Genomic DNA, 20,187 nt, shown 5'->3' with positions numbered 1-20,187 from the left:
CCACCCGACTCGTCAAGATATGTTGACGATTCGGGTGGAGCCTGACACAACTACCGATTCGATCGACCGAAGGGACCTGGTGGGTCCGGCTAGACCCACCAGGTCCGATGTGGCCGGGGATTGCGCCTCCGGCCGACGACGACGTTAACGATCCCTGCCCGGTCCCGGGCACTGCGGGTCGCACAGACGTCTCGCCCGACTTCAGGAGCGCACACCGTGGCCAAAGATTCCGACGATTTCCAACTCGATTTGTTCGCCGAGACAGAGGACAGTGACACCCATGATCGACCCGATAACGCAGGAGATAATGAAGCTCTACTTGGAGCACCAGGGACTGCCGCAGGAGCTGAGCCCGACCGATCAGCAGGCGTTCCTCGAGACCGAGAGCGAGCGGATCGCGGAGCGGATCGACAACATGAAGATCGTCATGGAACAGCAAGTGCTGCAACGCTACATGCGAGACAACGGCCAGCCGCCCCCGTACATGGAGAAGGTCGGGATGATCAACCAGGCGTGGGCGCAGGCGACGGACTTCGTGATCAACGAGGAGATCTACGGCCAGCTCCCGCCGGAGATGGAGGCATACCCGCCGGACCAGGAGAGCCCGGAAGCGGAAGCGGAACGGGACCAGGCGCGGATTCAGGTCCACAAGAGCGATCCGGAGCGGTGGCGCAACCCGCTCAACTGCGCGGACCCGGACAAGGAAGCGGACCGGCTGACGGACCAACTGTGGAAGGGCCGACCGGTGCAGTTCCTCTACTACGCAGCGCATCTGATAGCGGCGAGGATCGAGGACAACGAGCCCTACCCGACATCGCAGAGCCACCCGCTGTATCCATCGTTCACCAACCAGCTCGACGAGAGAGTGGCCGAGCACGCGGCAAGCGGAAAGTAACCCGCCGCAGCGAATCCGACGCCCAACTGGATCTGTTCTCGTTCGACGCCGACGGTGCCGCACCGATCGACCCGGCCGCCACCGAGATCGGCGGCACACCGCTACCGGCACCGGTCGATCCGGAGATCCTCGCCGCCGACGCCGCATCCCGGCAGGCGCGCGAGCTCCAGCCCACACCGGAGGTCGCCCCGGACGTCGCCGTCGACGTTTCGGCACCGATGTCACCAGCTCCGTCGCCGACGGAGCTGGTGCGTGATGCCTACGGCCGGCTCGCGCGTGAAGACGAAGCGTATGTGCGGCTGGCGCGGATCCGCGCCGACCTCGACGGGACGCTGACCGCCGACCAGGTCACCGACGCGCTGATGGAGCTGCGGCGCGCGGGCGATGTGTCGCTGATTCCGGAAGAGAATCAGAAGACCCTCGGGCCCGACGATCACGCCGCAGCGGTGAGCTACGGCAACCAGAGTCGGCACCTGTTCGCCGTCGACGGCCGCCGCGTCGACCAACTCCTCCCCACGCAGAGCACTCCCCCGCCCAGCGTCGAGACCGACTCCCCCACAGCCCAACCAGTGCCGGAGACGACTGCGCCGGTATCCGAGACTGTCCCCGCATCCCCGGAGATCGCAGTCCCGGACACCACCGAAGGGATGGTGGTCGACACACAGACGGTCGCCGAACGTCTGTGGAATGTCGAGCCCGTGGACTTCCGGCCCGGCACCGAGATACTGGTTCCGTCCGGAGCGAAAGCCCGTGTGGCAGCGAACATCGAGGCCCTGCGGGTGCTGGCGGCGGTGACCGCGCAGGATCGCTACGCCACCGCCGACGAGCAGGCAGTGTTGGCCCGGTGGTCGAGTTGGGGTGCGACTCCGCAGGTGTTCGACCCGCGCCGCGACGATTGGGCGGGCGAGCGCGAGCAGATCCGGTCGTTGCTGGACGACACCGCCTGGGCGCAGGCGCAGCGGACCATCCTCAACGCTCACTACACCGACCCGGCGATCGCCGCGGCGATGTGGAAGGCAACGATGCGGGCCGGGTTCACCGGTGGCCGGGTACTCGAACCAGGTTGCGGGTCGGGAACATTCATCGCTCATGCCCCCAGCTCGGCGCAGATGGTCGGGGTGGAGCTCGACGCCACCACGGCCGCGATCGCCGCCGCGTTGAATCCGTCGGCGCAGATCCGCGCGGAAGGATTCGAGAAGACCACCGCACCGGCATCGTCGTTCACCGCTGCGATCGGCAACGTCCCGTTCGGTGACTACCGGCTCTACGACCCGGTCCACAACCAGGCCAAGCACTCGATCCACAACCACTTCATCGTCAAATCGTTGGCGATGACCGCACCCGGCGGGTACGTCACCGTCCTGACCTCCCGCTACACCCTCGACGCCCAGAACCAGCGAGCCCGCCGCGACATCGCCGCCCTCGGCGACCTCGTCGGCGCAGTGAGGTTGCCGTCCAACGCATTCCGGCGCGTCGCCGGGACGGAGGTCGTCACCGACATTCTCGTGTTGCGTCGCCGCGCCGACGGGGCCAAGCCTGCACCGTTGACCGAGCGGTTCTTGCAGCTCGAGAACGCCACCGCCCGGGGCGATGCCGGCGAGGACAAGGGCGTGCCGATCAATGCCGTCTACACCGATCACCCCGAGTGGGTGCTCGGTGAGCTGCGGGTCGGGCACGGGATGTACGGCAACGAGACGCTGTCCGTCGACGCCCACGCCAGCGGCGACGACCTTGCGGCCCTGGTCGAGGATCGACTCACCGCGATCGTCGATGTCGCCAAGACCGACGGTCTCGGGCTCACCGCATCGTGGCGCGACACCCTCGGCCCGACCCGGGAGGACTTCGAGCGCGGACTGCTGGCGATCGGGAACGGCCCGGCGCAGGACGAGCTCGCGGTGGGAACGCTGCGGCACGACGCGCAGATGGAGACCATCGAACGCTGGAACTCCCGCGACTGGGAGCCGGTGAACACTCGCGGAGCCAAGCAGGTCGCCGAATGGGGCGAGCTGCTCGCGCTCCGCGACACCACTCATGCCCTGATCGACGCGCAGCGTGGCCCTACCGACCCCAGTCAGCGGCAAGCCTTGCGGGAGATCCTCGGTGAGCAGTACGACGCCTACGTTGCCCGCTACGGCCCGATCAACCGGTTCAAGATGTCGATACCCAAGGACCTCACCGAATCGCAGCACGACGCCGCTCTGGCGAAGCTGATCGACACCTGGCGCAAGGACGAAGGGGTTGCCGGCGATCCGTATGCCGGAGAGGTTCCCGAAGACGTCTACGACCGCCTCTCCGACGATGCGTGGATCAACCCCCGCCAGCCCACCAAGCTGCAGAGCCATCTCGGCAAGACCCTGCGCACCGATCCGACGTTCGCTGCGGTGCTTTCCCTCGAGCACTTCGACGAGGAGACCATGACCGCCCGCAAGGCGGCGATCTTCCACACCGACGTCCTGCATTCGCGTGAGCTGCGCAGCCACGCCGAGACGGTCGACGAGGCGATGGCCATCAGCCTCGACGAGCAAGCCCGCCTCGACGTCGGGCGGATCGCCGAACTACTCGGGACCACCGTCGAGCAGGCCGAGACCCAGATGGAAGGACGCGCTTTCCGCACGTTGACCGACCCCACCCGGTGGGTGTCGTCGTCGACTTATCTGTCGGGCAATGTCCGCACCAAACTCGCCGACGCCGAAGAAGTCGCCGCCCTCGATCCCCGCTACCAAGCCAACGTCGACGCACTGACCGCGGTCATCCCGCCGCGCAAGACCGATGTCGATGTCGCTCTCGGTGCGCCGTGGGTGCCGATCGAGACCTACACCCAGTTCGTCCGCGAGACCTTCGAGGTGCCGGCCGATGTTCCGGTCACCATCGAGCGGGCATCGGGGCGCTGGTCGGTGTCGGTGGAGGCCTACCCCGGTGTCGGCGAGCAGCACCTCAAGTGGGGCCTGGTGCCCAAACGTGGATCGTGGTCGACGAAGTACAACTTCGAGCACCGGCCCGCCGAGGACCGCGGGATCGGCAACGCCGGAATGCGCTCCGGTGACTACGAGTGGCAGGAACTGCTCACCGACCTGCTCAACAGCGACCCGAGCGAGATCGCCACCTCCAAGGAGTTCCGGGAGAACGCCGGGGCACCGGGCATTCACGATGCCGCGACCCGCGCGGCGCAGTCGAAGGCGCGGCGGCTCTCGCAAGAGTTCGGGCAGTGGGCGTTGCACTCCGACGAGGTGCGCCGCGAACAGCTCCTCGACATCTACAACGACAAGTTCAACTCCCTTGTCGCACCCGTGCATTCGGGTGCGCACATGGCCTTCCCCGGCCTGGGTGAGAAGTACTCGCCGTACCCGTATCAACGCGACGCCGCGGCCCGGATCGTCTCCGAGCCGACGGTGCTGCTCGATCACGTCGTCGGGGCCGGCAAGACCGGCACCATCTTGATGGGCGCGATGGAGCTCAAGCGCCTCGGGTTGGCGGACAAGCCGTGGGTGGTGGTGCCCAACCACATCATCGACCAGGTCGTCCGCGAAGCGGGCCAGTGGTATCCCGGCGCGCGGATCCTCTCCGGATCGGCGGCCACCGACGCCGAAGGGCGCCGATTGCTCGTCGCCCAGTCCGCCTCGCAGGACTGGGACATGGTCATCGTGCCGCGGTCGGCGTTCTCCTCGATCGGGGTCGATCCCGGCACGAAAGCCGAGTACATCCGCGGCCAGGTCCAGGCCATCGACGCGGATCTGGGCGATGTCGAAGGCCGCCAGACCAAGAAACGGCTCGAAGCGATGAAGGCCAAGCTCGAGGAAAAACTCGAGACCGCTCTCGAACAGGCCGGGAAGGATCGCGGTCTGACGTTCGAGGCGTCGGGTTGCGACTACCTGTTCGTCGACGAAGCCCACGAGTTCAAGAACCTCGCCCGCGCGTCCGGGGTCACCGAGCTCGCCAACGAAGGCTCGCACCGGGCCACCGACATGGACCTCAAGCTGAACTATCTGCGGTCGATGCGCCGCGAGGAAGCGATCACCAAAGGCATCCCGCCGGAGGAGTACGTCGAACGTGTCGCCACGTTCGCCACCGGCACCCCGGTCGCGAACTCTCTCGCCGAGCTGTGGGTGATGCAGCACTACCTGCGTCCGGATCTCCTCGAGGACGCCGGGGTCGCCTCGATCAACGACTGGGGAGCGACGTTCACCGACACCGTCGAACGGGTCGAGCTGAACTCGTCCGGATCGAGACTGCGGGCCATCACCCGAGTCGGTGAATTCACCAACGTCGGCGACCTGATCGGTATGACCAGCGTCTACACCGACGCCGTCACCCGGGATCAGGTGCCGGCGAACCTGCCGGTCAAGGACGGTGGCCGCAACACCGACGTCACCTTCACTCCAGCCCTCGAGGTGCAGGACTTCATCGCCGATCTGGGCTACCGGGCCGATCACGCCGACGTCAAACGTCCTGATCTCGACAACGCCCTCAAGGTCGCCAACGACGGTCGCAACGCCACCCTCGACCCGAGGGTCGCGCACATGGACCCGGCACCGCCGGAGCATTCGCGCGCGCACATCGTCGCGCAACGAATCCTGCAGGTGCACAACGAATCGATCGAGAACACCTACCTCGATGCCTCCGGCGAACCGCACCCGGCACCGGGTGCGTTGCAGATCGTGTTCTGCGACCGATCCACCCCGAAAGCCGACGGGTCGTGGTCGATCTACGACGGGATCCGCGAGGAGTTGCTCGCCGGCGGAATGGAGCCCACGCAGATCGCCTACGTCCACGACTACCCGAAGCCGTCGGAGAAGGCGCGCTTGTTCGAGATGTGCCGCACAGGACGGGTATCGGTGGTGTTCGGGTCCACCGAGAAGATGGGCACCGGCACCAACATTCAGGACCGGGCAATCGCGCTGCACCACGTCGATGTGCCGTGGCGACCGGCAGACCTCGAACAGCGCGAGGGCCGAATCATCCGGCAGGGCAACCAGAACGCCCGCGTGAGGGTGTTCAATTACGTCGCCGAGAAGACCTTCGACACCGTGATGTGGCAGACCGTGCACCGCAAGGCGCACTTCATCGAACAGCTCAAGAAAGCGGACCGGTCGATGCGGCGCGTGGTCGACCTCGAGAGCGACTCGCTCGCCGAGAACTCGGCCATGACCAAAGCCCTTGCCACCGGTGACGATCGGTACATCCAGCAGATCGAGCTGGACTCCCAGCTCCAGGAGCTCCAGTCCGAAGCGGATTCGCATTTCGCCGAGCAACGCTCCATCGAACGTGACCGCGACAGGTTGCGCCGTGAAGTACCGCGGGGACGCCAGCGGGTCGCCCAATTGACCGAAGCAGCACCGATCCTCAAAGGCCGGCGCGAGGTCGAGCAGTGGCCCGGTATGACCATTCGTGGGGTGTTCTACGACAAACGCAGCGATGCCGCGAATGCGATGGCCATAGCGTTGCAGGGCACCTACCAGGCCCTCAAGGGCGAAGGGCTCACCAAGTCGATGGTGATCGCGGAGATGAGCGGATTTCCGATCGAGGCCTCTCGCCCCGCCCAGGCAAGTGCGCTGTATCTGTCGTTCTCCGGGCTCGGGTCGTCCACCAAAACAATCGAAGCGCATGACCTGTATCCGAGGATCGGAGACGGTGATCGCAGCCAACATGCCTTCGGTCTGCTCACTCGGGTGGAGAACATGGCGTACACCGTCGACACGGACCTGGCGAAGGCCGAACGCTCACTTGATCGAGACGAGCAGCGCCTCGAAGACCTCGAACTGGTCGAGCTGTCCGACTTCCCGAAAGCGGTACAGCTGAAGGATCTCTCGAACGAAGTCGCCCGGCTACGGCGCGAGATCAAGGAGGCAGAAACGAGTCCCGAAGCCGTCGCCCGGGACGCGGCCCGTGCTGAACGTGCGGCAGCGAAGGGACGGCAGCCGGGGTGGTCGCTGATGCTCAACCCCACCCCGGCGTACGTCGAAGAACTCGGGATGGGGAGCGCCGACAACGTCCGCGCGATGATGCGCCAGGCCGAAGTCGAAGCGTTGCAGCGCACTTCATCGTCCAGCATCGATGCGATCGACCCGGATCGGCCCCGTCGCGGACTGTCCGCCCCACCCGAACACCGCGAACCCGGCACCGGCCGCCCCGACCGAGATCGGAAACTCCCGCCACCGGATCCGACAGAACCGACTCGTGACACCGGGCCAGAGCTGTAGTAAAGGGCATGTGCCTGTGTTCGGTTGGCGTACTTGCTATCCGAACCGGTAATCCGATCGTTGGCCTCACCATAGGGGCCAACGATCGGATCACCGCAATTGCGCTAGTCGGGCGTCGAACTCGCGATCGGGTCGGCACGTAGCTCGGGTATCCATTGCGAAGGGAGCGCATTCTGATCCCGAAAGATGCCTGCGAGGGTTGCCTCGTCAGCGTCTTCCACACCGACTGCTCGCGCCGTTCGCCACGCTCTTACTAGGCGGTCGAAAATGGGCACGACGGCGGGTGGTCGCACCAAATACACGTTTGATGTCGCCACTTTTCGAGCGCTCGGCTCGATTCTGGGTTTCGGGGTATCCAACAGGCAGATCGAGTCCGGTGGTACCGCCGAATTACGCTCTGACTCAACGTAGTTTAAATGTGAACATGCTTGTCGAACGTTGTTCGCGCCGACAGATCCAGTGGACGCCGCCATGTTCTTTGCTTCCCACACCACCCACTGCCGATCAGAGAAGATCCACACTGCGTCGGGCGCGGCTTGATTGTCGGCTTCGTCGTCGTCGTAGGTGTAGCTCTCGGTTGCGCCTGCCAGCTCGCCCATCACCACGAGCGCATCTTCGTAGGGCTCGCTCTTGTCCCCGAGCAGATCCGTCCTCACAGTCGCGACGATGTCCTCGAAGTCCGGTCCTGTCAGTTCGACCCAGTCGCGCATACCCTCGATGGCCACCTCGTCGACCGGGTCCAGAGTGAGCGGCGCTGTCACCCCAGCTTCGGCTGGAGAGTGAAGGTGGGAGAACCAGGAGGTCGCCCGACTGGCGGTCCGCGCATCGCGGTAATACTTCTGTTCGGCGGTTCGCAACGAGGTGTCTCCTGTCTGCTCCGACAACAGGCGGGCAGTGTAGAAGCCGAGGTAGTTCCACAGAGCGGCGTATCTCTTTGGTCCCCGCGCGTCACTCAGGTTGCCCACGACCGTGTCGATCGAAGTAAGGGCCTGCCGCCAATTTCCATCCCACAGGGCCTCGCACGCGACGATCTCGTGGCGAGCTGCCTTCTGCATCTCTTTCGTTCCGAGAGCCTCGACTTTTACCGCTTTTCCGCGGTCGGCGACGATGCTTGCATCTTCTGCTGCCCAGATCGACCCATGGTCGTAGAACGCCTGCAGACGTTCGCTGAGCTCGGCAGAGGTGGTGTCGATGCTGTTCTTGTAACCGAATGACAGCTCGGCCTGAATTTCCGGGTGGAACGATTGCAGACTCTCACGATTCGTCAGGTAGGACACAAGGTCATCGCCGAGAACCAGTACCGCCGCGTAGTCGCGGGTGCTTCGGGTCGCTCTGCCCGAACCTTGGGCAATCCGTGCCCGGATCCGTTCTTGGAGCACCTCGACCGCCCCGAGCGACTTGTGCAGAAATCGTTCCTGGAGGTCGCCGTTAGCCGGGAGTCCGACGAGGATCACGAGGCGGCAGTCGTCGTCCGGCAAGTCGATTCCGTCGTACCGATTGTTGAGAATGAGAACGGCATCAGTTTTATTGACGAACACCCCCATGTCATCCTCGACGTCGGCAGCTCGCAGGACCGATGTTCCGGCCGGTACAAGCGCACCAGCGACGAAATCAGCCGTCCTCTTGTCGGGCGTCAGTATGATGGCGCGGCCTGCTTCTTCTATTGCGTCTGTGACATAACTGGTGAGCTTCTCGTCGTCGACGGATAGATCACTTGTCAGGCTCGGGAAAGCGAAGAAACGACGACCGGTCCCCTTTTTCTCCCACCCTTTGGGTACCGGAATGCGTTTGATCTTCCGCCGACCAAATGTCCTCTCCAGTTCACCGCCCGAACCCAGGGTCGCACTCATATAGATTCGCCGTCCAACGTCTTCGTAGGCCGGGTGATGGTACGTCGGCGCTACGAGCGGTCGAATAAGAATCTTGCTGTACGAGACGTACACCAGGCATCCGTCGCTGTGGGACTGCATGGACTTCCACGCGTGCCTGGCTGAATTGCTTAGTTTTTTCGACGCTGCGGCAGCCGACAGAGTGGCCTCGAATTGGCGAATATTGCTCTCTACCGCCAATGGTGACGCCAGGTAGACCGTGCTGTAGTACTCGCTATCCGGCAGATTCGTTCGAAGCCGGTCAACGACTACCGGGTCAAGCCCTTCTTCGATGGAGGACAGCACATCGAGGTAGGCACCGTCATCTCGTGAGATTTCGAGTTTCCATGGTGACGCAACGTATCCCTCGGCGGCGTGAGCGTCATCGAGAAGTAGTACCTGCGCCGAGTCGATGGCGGGGTTCGAGTTGAAGACATGGCTATAGACGCTCACCGCCATAGCCTGCCCAGCCTCGTACCGGGCACGGTCCGCTCTATTCCACCCGACTACTTCGCCGATCAGCAGCACGTTCGGAAAGCCGTACTCCGTCAGCTTTTCCGCCGTCTGGCGCGCGAGTAGCCGCGTCGGGCACAGATAGGCGACTCGCTCCCCATACTTGCGGCGGCGATAGTCACCGATCAGCCCTCCGACCAAAGTCTTTCCAGCGCCAGTGGGTAGCTCCAACGCCACATCGGGACTGTCCAAATGTGCGCGGTGCCATTCTCGAACGACGTCAGCTTGATGAGCCCATAGGTTCGCGGGCCCATCGTTGACCAAAGCAAGGTCGAGATAGAGAGCCTCAGGATCATCGAAGATCTCTTCAGCTTGAGGTCTGCTCTTGAACACCATGCCCAGCACACACTTTCATTCAAGGATCCGCAGCCGGAAGGCCGACGACTCGGTCAACTACAGGCTAAACGGTCTGGACAAGCGCGGGCCGAGGTCCCAGGGCTTCAGGGCTTCTACGGGCTACAGACCAGCGTCCAGATCTCTGTCTCGTTCACGTTCAGGGTTGTTGGACGGCATAGGACGATCACGATCTGAAAGTGGGTGTCGACTACGTGGTGCGCGTGTCGGTGCAGCGACGAGCCCACGGGGCCGCTCGTTTGGTATTGCGTGGTCCTGCACAGGAGCCGTTTGCAGATCCGTAAGACCGTCCACCGCTAGTGCCGACACTGCTCGTTGTTCCAGGTCACGCATACGCCGTTCAGTGGTAGTGCGTTGGTCGGCGGTCAACATGAGTCGCCGCCTGCGTGCGGCTTCGGTGATGGCGGTGTCGAAGACTGCGGCGGCGGCAAGGTCGGCAGCGCGGCGGTTCGGATCAGCTGCTCTCGTCGAGATCTCGGGCCAGTCGGTGCGCTGGGCCTGGACACGTCCGGCGGCATCGCGGGTGGCGCGTTGAGTGTCTTGGACCTGGCGGGCGAGGCGTTCTTCCCGTAGGCGTGCGTCGTCGACGGCGGGTTCGAGGGTCTTACGCTCGCGCCGCTTCGCGGTCGACAGTTGCTCGGTGAGTGTCGTGTGTTCGGTGCGTGCGGCCTCGTACTGTGCGGTAACGCGGCGTAGTTCGGTGGCGAGTTCGCGCGCAGCGGCGATCGCTGCGGCTTGTTCGTCGAGTCGGGCGTACAGCTTCTCGGTGTCGGCGACGACGGTGGGTTCGGTGCGGCCTCGTCCGGCGCGGTCGACGAACGCTGTCAGTTCCGCGTCCGGAACGAGCCGGATCGGGTCCTGCTGCATCTTGGCCAGCAGAGCGGCGTCGGCCAGCGAGAGCACCAGTTGCGGCTCGGGTACGGGCTCGGTGGCGTCCTCCACTGACAGCTCGGTCGGTGCCGTCGTTTCCTGTACGAGCTGTTCGACTGTGTCGGCTGCTGGTGCGTCGAGGACCTCGACGATCGACTCCAACGAAACCCGCGTTGGGGTCGGGGCGTCGGTCATCGCGGCACGCTTCGCTGCTTGTTCGGCCCGCCACAGCATCGCTTCGGTGCGGTCGACGTCGGCCTTGAGCTCGGCGAGCGCGGCGAGGTCGATGCTCTCGGCTGCCAGGCGTGCGGTGGTGACGTCGACGGCGGTGACTTCTCCCCCGTCGGCGGCGGTGACGCGCTCGTATTCGGCGGCGGCGTCGTGTGCGCGGGTGCGGGCGACGGTGGCGGTGTCGTCGACGAATCCGGCGCGCCAGATCTCCCAGTCGAGGCCGCGCTGCGCGAGGGCGCGGGCATCGTCGTCGTCCCCGGCGGCCGCGACGTCGGCGGCGACTGCGGGCCGAATGACGGTGTCGATGTGATGCCAGAGCGCTTCGGCCTCGAACTCGCGGTCGGTCCACTCCTGACGGGTGTCGAGCATGGCAATGCGGGCGGGGCGTTGCCGGTCGGCTCGCTCCTGCAGCTCGGCGAGCATCGTGCGGGCATGGAACTGTGCGGGGCTGGTGCCGTCGGAAATCCGACTACGCAGCTCCCGGTACCTGGTTTTCGCGTCGTCGAGATCTGCAGTGAGCAGTCGTACTCGTTCGTCGGTGGTGACCGTCGGGTACGGCAGCTCGATCGTCTCGATCTGCGAGCGCAACGCATCCCACACATCGGCCTCGGCGTCGGCGGTGCCGATCGTGTCGGCGGTGTCGATCGTGTCGGCGGTGTCGATGTCGAATGGTGCGCCGGCCTCGTGGTCGACCCCGGTGTACTCGTCGTCGTAGCCGCTGTCGTACTCCGGTGGAGGCGCTTGGTCGTAGTCGACAGGGGCATCGAGTGCGTCGAGGGAGGCGAGGTAGTCCGCGTCGGCGTCGACCGGGATCGCGGGGGTCGAGCCGTCGACGACGGTGTCGGTCGCAGCAGCCTGGGTGGGTAGTGGTGCCGGGATGACGAACTCGTCGGGCAGCTCACCGCCGACGGTGTCGGAGACCGCCTCGTCGACGACAGGGGCAGCTTCCTCGTCCTCGACCGACAGTGGTTCGGCGGTGGGTGGGGTGTAGGTGCGGGCGAGGTGGTTCTCACGGACCAGCATCTCGGCCCGCCACGTCAGGGCGGTGGCGAGTTCGTGGGCGGGCAGGGTGACACCGTGATCGACCGGGTCGATGCCGCCGTGCAGGAACTCGTACGCGGTCCCGAGCAACTGTCCCGGGGTCCACAGGGTCGGGTCGGCGTCGTCGACGGTCGCGACGAGCGAGGGCCACGCTGCATCGGACATGACGCGGACGGCGGCGGTGTAGCCGAGCAGTTCGGTCAGTACCGGTGCCCACGATGGTTCGAGGACCGTGCCGTCGGTGTCGGCGTCGAGCGCGGCGACGGAGAGTTCACCGGACAGTCGCCACCACAGTGCGGCAGCGGGCAGCTCGTCGGGCAGCGGCGACGTGGCGAGGGAGTCGCGGACGAGGGTGTGGACTTCGATTCCGGCGCGTGCGGCGGCGGAGAGTCGGTCGGCGAGGATCGGGAAGTACGGGTCGCGGGCGATGTGGGGGTCGAGTTCGTCGACGAACGGACGCCATCGGGCGACGGCATCGTTTCCGGTGTCGATCATTTCGGCGGCGCGGCGGTCGAGGCTGCGTTGCGCTTTCACCGATGCGGCGGCGAGCTGCTCGGGTCCGGTCGGACGCCGATCGGCCGGGTCGACGTCGTGTGCGGCGCGGAACACCGCGAGATCGGTGAGCAGTTCGAGGTCGGGTTCGTCGGTGAGCAGCGGGCGCGCCCACACCGGTGCAGTGGTCGGTGTCCACGTGGCGACGTCGGCGGCGATGCGAGCGCAGTGCGCCGTCACCAGTTCCTGGCGGGCGTCGAGGTAGGCACCCCACTCGGGCAGATCGTGTACTGCTGTCGGGATGGCGGGTAGCCATGGCAGCGGCCCGGGGGCGGAGGAATGCTTGCCGCTGGGGTCCAGACGCCAGTCGAGAACCGCGGCCCTGTCGAGGGCGGTATCGAGTTCGCGCGAACGGACAGCACTGCGTAACGCCTCGACGGGATCGCGTCCGTGTGCACCGAGGATCGCCAAGTGTCCGCGCAGGGTCGGCCACGCGGGCTCGTCGGTCAGACCCGGTGCTTCTTGTTCAGCGGCGACGTCGATCGCGGCCATCACCTCCGGGCCGAGGTGCACTTCGGAGCCGGTGGCCACCGAGTAGTCGTAGGCCCGCGCCGCCGGCGAGAGATTGAGGTGCGGATCGTCGGCTTCGGCGAGAGTCGAGTGCGCCGAGACCTGTGCGCCGTCGCGCCGCAGAATCTCGCGGAGGTCGTCGACCGCGGTCGGGGGGAGCATTCCGCGTTCGGTCATCGCGGTGTGCAGGTCGCCGTCCGACGCGGTCGCCAAGTACAGGTGGTTGGCTTGCTTGCCGCGGGTGAGTCCGACGTAGGCGAGCTGTCGGGTTTCGTCGCCGGTGGCCACGACGTGGCAGGTGTCGGCGGTCGAGCCCTGCGCGGAGTGCACGGTTCCGGCGTAGCCGAGTTCGGTGGCGGACTGGACGTAGTCGACGTCGAGGGTGACGGTGCGCCCGAGTTCGATATGCCGGACCCGCAGCGAGCCGTCCCGGCCGACTTTCTCGACGATCCAGCGGTCACCGTTGCGGACCCAGTCGGTCTGCGAGAGCGGGTTGCGACGGTCGTTCGAGCGGGTGCGGACGGTGTCCCCGGCGCTGGCCATGAGCCCGTCGGCGAGGACAGCTTCCCGGCCGACACGCTTGTCGGTGGCGGCGAGGCGGTCGGTGCGTGCGCGGGTGTTGAGTTCGGCGACGAGCTCGCGGGTCGGGGCGAGCATGAGCGCGTCCTTGCCGGCCGCATGATCGGCCGCCCACGCGGTGTAGGCGTCGTCGGTCACCGTCGCGATCGACCCGACATGGACCCGTCCGTGGTCGATGTAGAACCCGATCGCGGCTTCGTCGCCATCACGCAACGCCAGCGAGGCGGCACCTTCGGCCGGGTCGCGGAACCGGACGACCTGCGAGAGCGACAACGCACCGATGCGGTCGTGGATATCGCGCAGCACACCGCCGGAGGCGACGGAGGCGAGCTGTTGATCGTCACCGATCAACCGCACGGTTGCACCGCGCTCGACGAGTGCAGTGATTGCTTCGTCGAGATCGAGGGTGCCGGTCATGCCCGCTTCGTCGACGATGACGAGAGTGTCCTCGCCGATGTCGGTGTACCACTGCGGAACTTTCACCGACCGGCCCTCGCGCAAGCGTTGGGTGATGTCGACGAACTTCGCCAACGTATCGGTAGTCGTCAAGATATCTTGACGCAGGACTGCGGCGGCGGCAGCGGTCGGCGCGAACCCGACGACGCGGCCGGCGGCGTTCTGCCACGCGGTCGTCAGTGCTTTCATCGACGCGGTCTTGCCGGTGCCTGCGGGTGCGAGTGCGAGTTGCACTTTCGCTCCCGAGGTCGCCATGGCGCGCACCAGCGACCGCTGGCCGGCGTTGAGGTCGAGACCGTTCGCTGCTGATTCGAGCAACGCAATCTCGACGTGCTTGTCGTCGATCGCAATTCCGTCGGTGCGTCCGGCGAGGGCGACGATGCGCGCTTCGGCGTCGAGTACTGCTGCGGTGGTGAGCAACTGCGATTCGTGGCGGGTGTGCACATCGGCACCGTCGCGTCGGCGCATCACATCCGGGGCGATATCGGCGGCCGGGTCGGTGTCGGCGGCACCGGAGAGGTCGATCGACAACTCGTCCCCGCACGCGAGGTCGGTGACCTTCTCGACGAGTGCGTCGATGCGCTCGGCCGGTGGGTCGAAGGTGCGTACTTGCCGCACGACTTCGGCGCGAATGTTGTGCCGCAGGAACCGTGATCGTTTCCGCGAGACGATGTCGAGTGAGCGTTCGGCGGTCTCGCGCACCCAGGCGTGATCGAAGTCCGTCGTCGCTTCGGCGGCGGTGTGCGCGGTGATCGAGGAGACCAGTTCCGACAGCGCCTTCTGTGAGCCGAGGATCTCGATCGCTTCGGCTCGCCAGCCGCTGCGTTGGTCGGCGTGCGAGACCGGTTCGTGTTTGGCGGCACGGGTTTCCAACGTCGCTTGCTGGGCGAGGGAGATCGCTTCGATGGCGGTCGGTTCACGTCCGTGATCGGCCTGGAAGGCGCGTGCGAGTTCGGCGGTGCGGAGTTTGATTGCGGCGCTGCGCGAGGACCACCGCTCGGCGAGACGTTCGTCCATGCCGTCGATTTCGCGGACCGGACGTTTGCTGCGATCGGTCGACGCTCGCTCGGCGAACCGGACGCCGATGCGTTCACGCAACTGCGCTTCGAGGACGGTGTTGTAGACCTCGGAGGCGGGAACGTTGTTGCGGTACAACGCGGCCCCGTCGAGTGCGAGCCACTTGGTGGTGCCGTCGGGCATCGTGGCGGCGACCTTGTTGCTGATCGCGACGTGGGTGTGCAGGTTCGGATCCCCGGCGCGTGAATCGCGGTGGGTGAACTGTGCGGCGATCAAACCGTTGCCGTCGACTTGCGCCACTCCCCCGGTACCGACGCGGGTGAAGCACGCGTGCTTCTCGAGGTACGTCACCGCGGCGGCGATCGCGGACTCGTGTGCGGCTTCGATCTGTTCCGAGACTTCACGCGGTGCGACTGCCCACAATGCCGACACCGATTTCACCGGTGTGAACGTCAAGTCGAACCCGGCTACAGCGGTGGTCTTCTGCCGTCCGACCTTGGCCACCCACCCGGACAGTTCCCGTTCGTCCGCCGGCGCGCGTCCGTACTCCTTTGCGAACATTCTCGATCCGACATCGGTGCGGATCCGCGCGCGGTCGGCGTCGTCGATCGCCGCGTTCCACTTCTGCCCGCGTGCGAGATTGTGCGCCACGAACGCCTCCGCGCACGCGACCCGATACGCGGTCGCTCCGGAGTCGATCTTGAACGCCCGGCCCAGTTTCGCCGACCTGGCGGCGTCGGCCTGAGACGCCCCTTGGGCGAGTGCCAGCTCGAACATCAGGTCCGCGTTCGGGTGCAGTCCTTCACCGAACAGGGCCTTCATCTGCGCCTCGGAGACCTGCTGGCCCGCTGCGACCGAACCTAATTCGGCCAGCCCGGCCCCGGCCCAACGGCCCGGTGACTCGCCTTTTTCGGAGTAATAATCGGCCAGCGAGGAGGCCCCACGCTCGGTGGAATCGGCAGCCGCAACCTGCCGGGTCAGGTACTCGTACCCGTCCCCAGCGGTCAGCTTGTGCAGACCCATCACAAGCACGGACTGTACCAGCGAAAACGCGAGTAGCTCCATAGTGCATGAGGTGTGTGGGTTGGCTTTGGCTTTGGACCGGTAAATCGTGGCGGGTGGGATTGGGTCGATGAACTGGGGTTTCGGTGGTGGTCGATCGGTGATGTGGCGGGAGGTTGTGTCAGGATCTGTGAGATTGTCGGGGTCTGGGGCTATGGTTGGCCGCATGGCGTCGACACAGGCTCGGATGACTGCGCGTGCTCGGGCGCGTGCGGCGCAACAGAAGGTGCTCGCGGATCGTCAGCGCCGGGACGCGGCGAACATGGCGTCGTTGACGGCGTTCTTCACCGCCGCCGAGCAGATCGATGCCGCGAAACTCGCGATGGCTCGGGCGCTCGACGACATCCGTTCCCGCGAAGGAACACTCGCCGCCGCCGCGACACTGACCCAGATCACGACCGGGGAAGCACGCAAACTTCTGGCCCTGCTCAGCGACACCGCCGACACCGATCCCTCGGACGACTCCGACACCGGCACCGGCTCGTCGCCGGACACCGTCGCGGCACCGGCCGACGACACGAACGGAGAACACAGATGAGCGTCTACACCGGCGAACTGGTGGCGGCATTGACCGACGCGGGCTACCCCGCTCCCCACACACCGGACACGGATCCGAACGTGCTCGCCTGGAGCAGCGACGGCACCGTTCCGCATATCCATGTCGACGACACCGGCCGGGTGCGCGTGCACACCGCGGCACGCCTGGACGCGGAGTTCACACTCGGCCCGCAGCGTCAGTCCGCCGCCGACTGGGTTGCACTGGTGCACCCGCACCTCGCATCACCTGTCGCCGCCGCTACGGGCACTGCGATCGCCGAACCCGCGTCGGTCGTGCAACGCAGCGCGGCGCTGGTGTGGCTCGAACCTGACTTCGACAGTCACGGGACGTACGCGGTCTACACCGACAACGCACGCATCCGCGTGTCGGACAAGATCGGCATCGCGACCGCAACCGACTTGTTCGGCACCGCTCTCGGACACCAACTCGGCGTCACTCCGTCCGCACTCACTCCGATGCAATCGGCACACCTGGGAACGGTGATGATCAACGCCGAACTCGCCTACGCGTCGGCGGTCCAGTGGTCCAGAATGTGGCTGCCCGCGATCTCCTTCCGCGACACCCGAGGGTTCATGGAGCGAGCTGCCATCCGATTCGGTGGACACGAGAAACCCGCGCAAGCATCCGTTCCCGACGCGCGTTTTCGTGACTTCCACGCCCCGACGATCCAACTCGCGGCCGGAGGATCGAATACGACATCGACCTTCGCCGACGCGTCCTCCGTTGCGTTCGTTGTGCTGCGGAACGCGCGGCGTCGACACCTCGCCGACGGTCACCACGTATCGGGACGCTGACCGTGACCGCGACGACGCAACTGGCACTGTTCGGCGGGGACACCGTCGTCGAACCGGAGATGTCGGTTCGTCGGTCGTGGCGTCCGTTGCAGGGACCGTTGACCGCCAAGACCGTGGCACGGTTCTGGACGAAAGTGGTCATCACTCCGACGTGCTGGCTGTGGCGATCGGCCGTCAGCTTTCCAGACGGGTACGGGCGCTTCACCTTCACCGACGGCGACACACCGCGAACGTTGTCTGCGCACCGGTTCGCGCTGTTGCTCGCGCACGGCGACCTCGGGGACGGGATCGTCGGCGAGCACGACTGCGACGAAACCTTGTGTGTGCGAGTCGATGACGGTCACCTCAAGCGCGGCACCCAATCGACGAACCTTGCACACGCCGTTGCAACCGGACGCCACATCGGACCGACGCCCGCAGGCGGCGATCCACGCGGACGATACGGACGAGCCGTGGCGATCCGCGATGCACTGCGCGACGGCTACGACGCCGACCGACTGCGCGCCGCACTCGCCGGATACAGCTTCGACGCGCAAGCACCACCGACCCTGTTCTAGACCACCGCAACGAAAGCAGGTGACACCATGCCCGAACCCCGCTGGTATCGACGGGTCCTCACCCGCCGCCCTTGGGGTGCGCAACTGCTGATGATGGTGTTGCTGATATTTCTCGGGCGCGACACCGTCACCGACGCAGTCGACGATCCCTCGTCGTGGAACGTCAGCATCGCAGCGGTGTGGATCTTCGCGGTCGTGGTGTACGCGACGACGACGGTGTATCAGTGGCGAACCCGCCACCGACCCGACCACGAAAAGTGGACCGGCCCACTCGACGTGTTCGCCGACGACGCCGCACACGCCGTCGCGACAACGACCACCCGAATCGACGCCATCAAGACACTGCGCCAACGCAACCCCGGACTCGGACTCCGCGACGCCGCAGACCTGATCGACACCGCGCTCACCGCACCGGAACCACCGACCATCTAGAACGCACTCCGACGAACATGTCGGTGCTGTGCAGTAGACACCTCTCCATCAGCCCCAGGGCCGCCACACCGATCGGGTGCCGCAGTCCTCACACGAAAGGACCGACCCCGATGACACTCTCTTCGCTCTTCACCGACGACGTTGGACTCTTCCCCTTGCTCGCTGTTGCCGGTGCCGGATTCTTGATCTGGTACGTGCAGTACCTCGGTGAGACCGACGCCGGATGGAAGGGCTTCATCGCGAACATCCTGCGCATCGTCGGCGGCGTCGCGTTCCTCGTCGTGATCGCTGTCGTGTTCTCCACCGTCATCGCAGCGATCCTCGCGGTGACAGCAGTCATGCTGTTCATGGTCCCGTTGTTCGCACTCGGCGGTGCCAGCGGAGTCGCCGACCGCCGGCCGCGACGCGGGTACTACCGCGACCCATACGGCAACGACTACTACTGACTTCAACCGCGCAGACTTTTGTTTGTGGCATCATCTGTGTCATGGGGTGGCTGGGGATCTTCAGTACGTTGACGCCCGTGTTCCTCGGGCTGTTCTCCGGCTGGGTCGCGTGGCGTCTCGCGCGCAAGACACCACACGAGAACCTGAAAGCACTTGTCGAGATCGAGGCCGCGCTGGACGAGAATCTCGAGAACTCCGGGGCCATCAAAAGAGCGATTGAGCTGGAATTGAGGCGGCTCGACAAGTCCACAGTCGCCGCAGGCAAGAAGTGGCGCGAAGTCATATGGTCGCAGTTCCTCGACAACCGGAGTGCTGTCTTGGCGGGTGGCTTCACGGTCGTGGCTTCGACCGTGGTGCTGGTGCTGTGGAACCGCTACAAAGACGGGATCTCTATGGGCGGACAAACCAACCCGCCGCCACCGCAAAGCAACACTGACATCGTGTTTGCGGTCATAGGGCTGGCCGTTGCAGCTCTGCTGGTACTTGGAGCGACGTACGCGAGCTTCAAGCGGGATCAGGCCCTGTTGCGGAATACACCGCCGCCGACGATGCCTTAGACTGGGCTGCAAGTTCGAACGTCGATGAGGGTCACGTTCGAGCGCGCCCCACCCGTACCGATCCACCCCTGCACTGCGTTCACCGCTGTGCAGGTTTGTGTGAACGATCGGTGCCTGTCCGGTGGGGATATCCGCGCACCGAATCCGAAAGGCCCTCACTCCGATGTCCATCTCTGCCTCTGTCTCCCCTGCTGTCGACAAAGACACCGCACTGGCCCACGCCCGCGCCGCGATCGAGAACCGCACCAAATACATCGAGTCGCTCTTCGACGCCGCCCAAGCCGCCGCCGATGCACGCGAGAAAGTCGCCGAAGCGACCCGCGCGGCCGAGCGGGCGAACACTGAGCACGCCGCCGCCTACAAGGAAGCGATCGAGGCCGGATGGACGGCCGCCGAACTCACCGCCCTGCCGCTGCCCGCACCAGCACCGGTGAGCAAGAAGCCATCGAAGACGTCCAAGCGGACGACCGGTCGCGGTACGCCGCGCCGCCGCGTCGGTGCCGAGAACACCACCGGCCCCGATCGCCGACCCGACGACGCCTCGTCGACGACACCCGGTACGCCGTCCGAACAGCAGTCCTCGCCTGCAGACACGCACTGACACTTCCGCTTTCGCGCCACCTGCGACCGGTACTCGTCGCAAACTCCCCTGCCACGTGCGCGCCTCGACACCTTGTCTCGCGTACAGCGCACCCAC

The 20,187-nt window shown here is 65.6% G+C and carries 11 protein-coding genes; 9 read left to right on the top strand and 2 right to left on the bottom strand.

Annotated features, from left to right (window positions below; genetic code table 11):
- Positions 1-280: 280 nt before the first annotated feature.
- Positions 281-895, top strand: a complete 615-nt coding sequence (locus RFA01S_RS28265) for a hypothetical protein (RefSeq protein WP_032407546.1) — start codon at positions 281-283, stop codon at positions 893-895.
- 218 nt (positions 896-1,113) lie between these two features.
- Entirely contained in the window at positions 1,114-7,092 is a 5,979-nt protein-coding gene (locus RFA01S_RS23080) for a helicase-like domain-containing protein (RefSeq protein WP_442978219.1), read from the top strand.
- A gap of 104 nt (positions 7,093-7,196) precedes the next feature.
- Here RFA01S_RS23080 and RFA01S_RS23075 read toward each other — a convergent pair whose 3' ends face one another.
- Both RFA01S_RS23075 and mobF read right to left on the bottom strand, forming a co-directional pair.
- Entirely contained in the window at positions 7,197-9,809 is a 2,613-nt protein-coding gene (locus RFA01S_RS23075; RefSeq protein WP_139278510.1) for a DEAD/DEAH box helicase, read from the bottom strand.
- A 120-nt stretch (positions 9,810-9,929) separates the two neighbouring features.
- Positions 9,930-16,106 carry a MobF family relaxase gene (gene mobF / locus RFA01S_RS23070; RefSeq protein WP_052060754.1) on the bottom strand — a complete coding sequence of 2,059 codons (6,177 nt, stop codon included), beginning with the start codon at positions 16,104-16,106 and terminating at the stop codon, positions 9,930-9,932.
- A gap of 205 nt (positions 16,107-16,311) precedes the next feature.
- Here mobF and RFA01S_RS23065 point away from each other — a divergent pair, with 205 nt between their 5' ends.
- From RFA01S_RS23065 to RFA01S_RS23035, 7 genes are all read left to right on the top strand, one after another.
- Positions 16,312-16,683 carry a hypothetical protein gene (locus RFA01S_RS23065; RefSeq protein WP_139278509.1) on the top strand — a complete coding sequence of 124 codons (372 nt, stop codon included), beginning with the start codon at positions 16,312-16,314 and terminating at the stop codon, positions 16,681-16,683.
- A complete protein-coding gene (locus RFA01S_RS23060) occupies positions 16,680-17,498 on the top strand; it encodes a hypothetical protein (protein ID WP_032407543.1) in 819 nt (272 codons plus the stop codon). Before RFA01S_RS23065 ends, RFA01S_RS23060 begins: the two co-directional genes overlap by 4 nt.
- A gap of 2 nt (positions 17,499-17,500) precedes the next feature.
- Complete coding sequence (locus RFA01S_RS28015) at positions 17,501-18,055, top strand: hypothetical protein (RefSeq protein ID WP_072692206.1); 555 nt, start codon at positions 17,501-17,503, stop codon at positions 18,053-18,055.
- A 27-nt stretch (positions 18,056-18,082) separates the two neighbouring features.
- The gene (locus tag RFA01S_RS23050; protein WP_052060753.1) at positions 18,083-18,487 is read left to right on the top strand and encodes a hypothetical protein; all 405 of its coding nucleotides are present in this window, start codon (positions 18,083-18,085) and stop codon (positions 18,485-18,487) included.
- Between the two features lie 110 nt (positions 18,488-18,597).
- Positions 18,598-18,933, top strand: a complete 336-nt coding sequence (locus RFA01S_RS23045; protein ID WP_032407542.1) for a hypothetical protein — start codon at positions 18,598-18,600, stop codon at positions 18,931-18,933.
- Between the two features lie 41 nt (positions 18,934-18,974).
- Positions 18,975-19,490: a hypothetical protein gene (locus RFA01S_RS23040; protein WP_032407541.1), complete on the top strand. Its 516-nt coding sequence runs from the start codon at positions 18,975-18,977 to the stop codon at positions 19,488-19,490.
- A 163-nt stretch (positions 19,491-19,653) separates the two neighbouring features.
- Positions 19,654-20,091 (top strand): hypothetical protein, encoded by a 438-nt coding sequence (locus RFA01S_RS23035; RefSeq protein WP_032407540.1) that lies wholly within the window; start codon positions 19,654-19,656, stop codon positions 20,089-20,091.
- Positions 20,092-20,187: the final 96 nt, after the last annotated feature.

Origin of the sequence: Rhodococcoides fascians NBRC 12155 = LMG 3623, assembly GCF_001894785.1 — a bacterium.
Lineage (GTDB): Bacteria > Actinomycetota > Actinomycetes > Mycobacteriales > Mycobacteriaceae > Rhodococcoides > Rhodococcoides fascians.
This window is presented reverse-complemented; position numbering and strand designations above follow the sequence as displayed.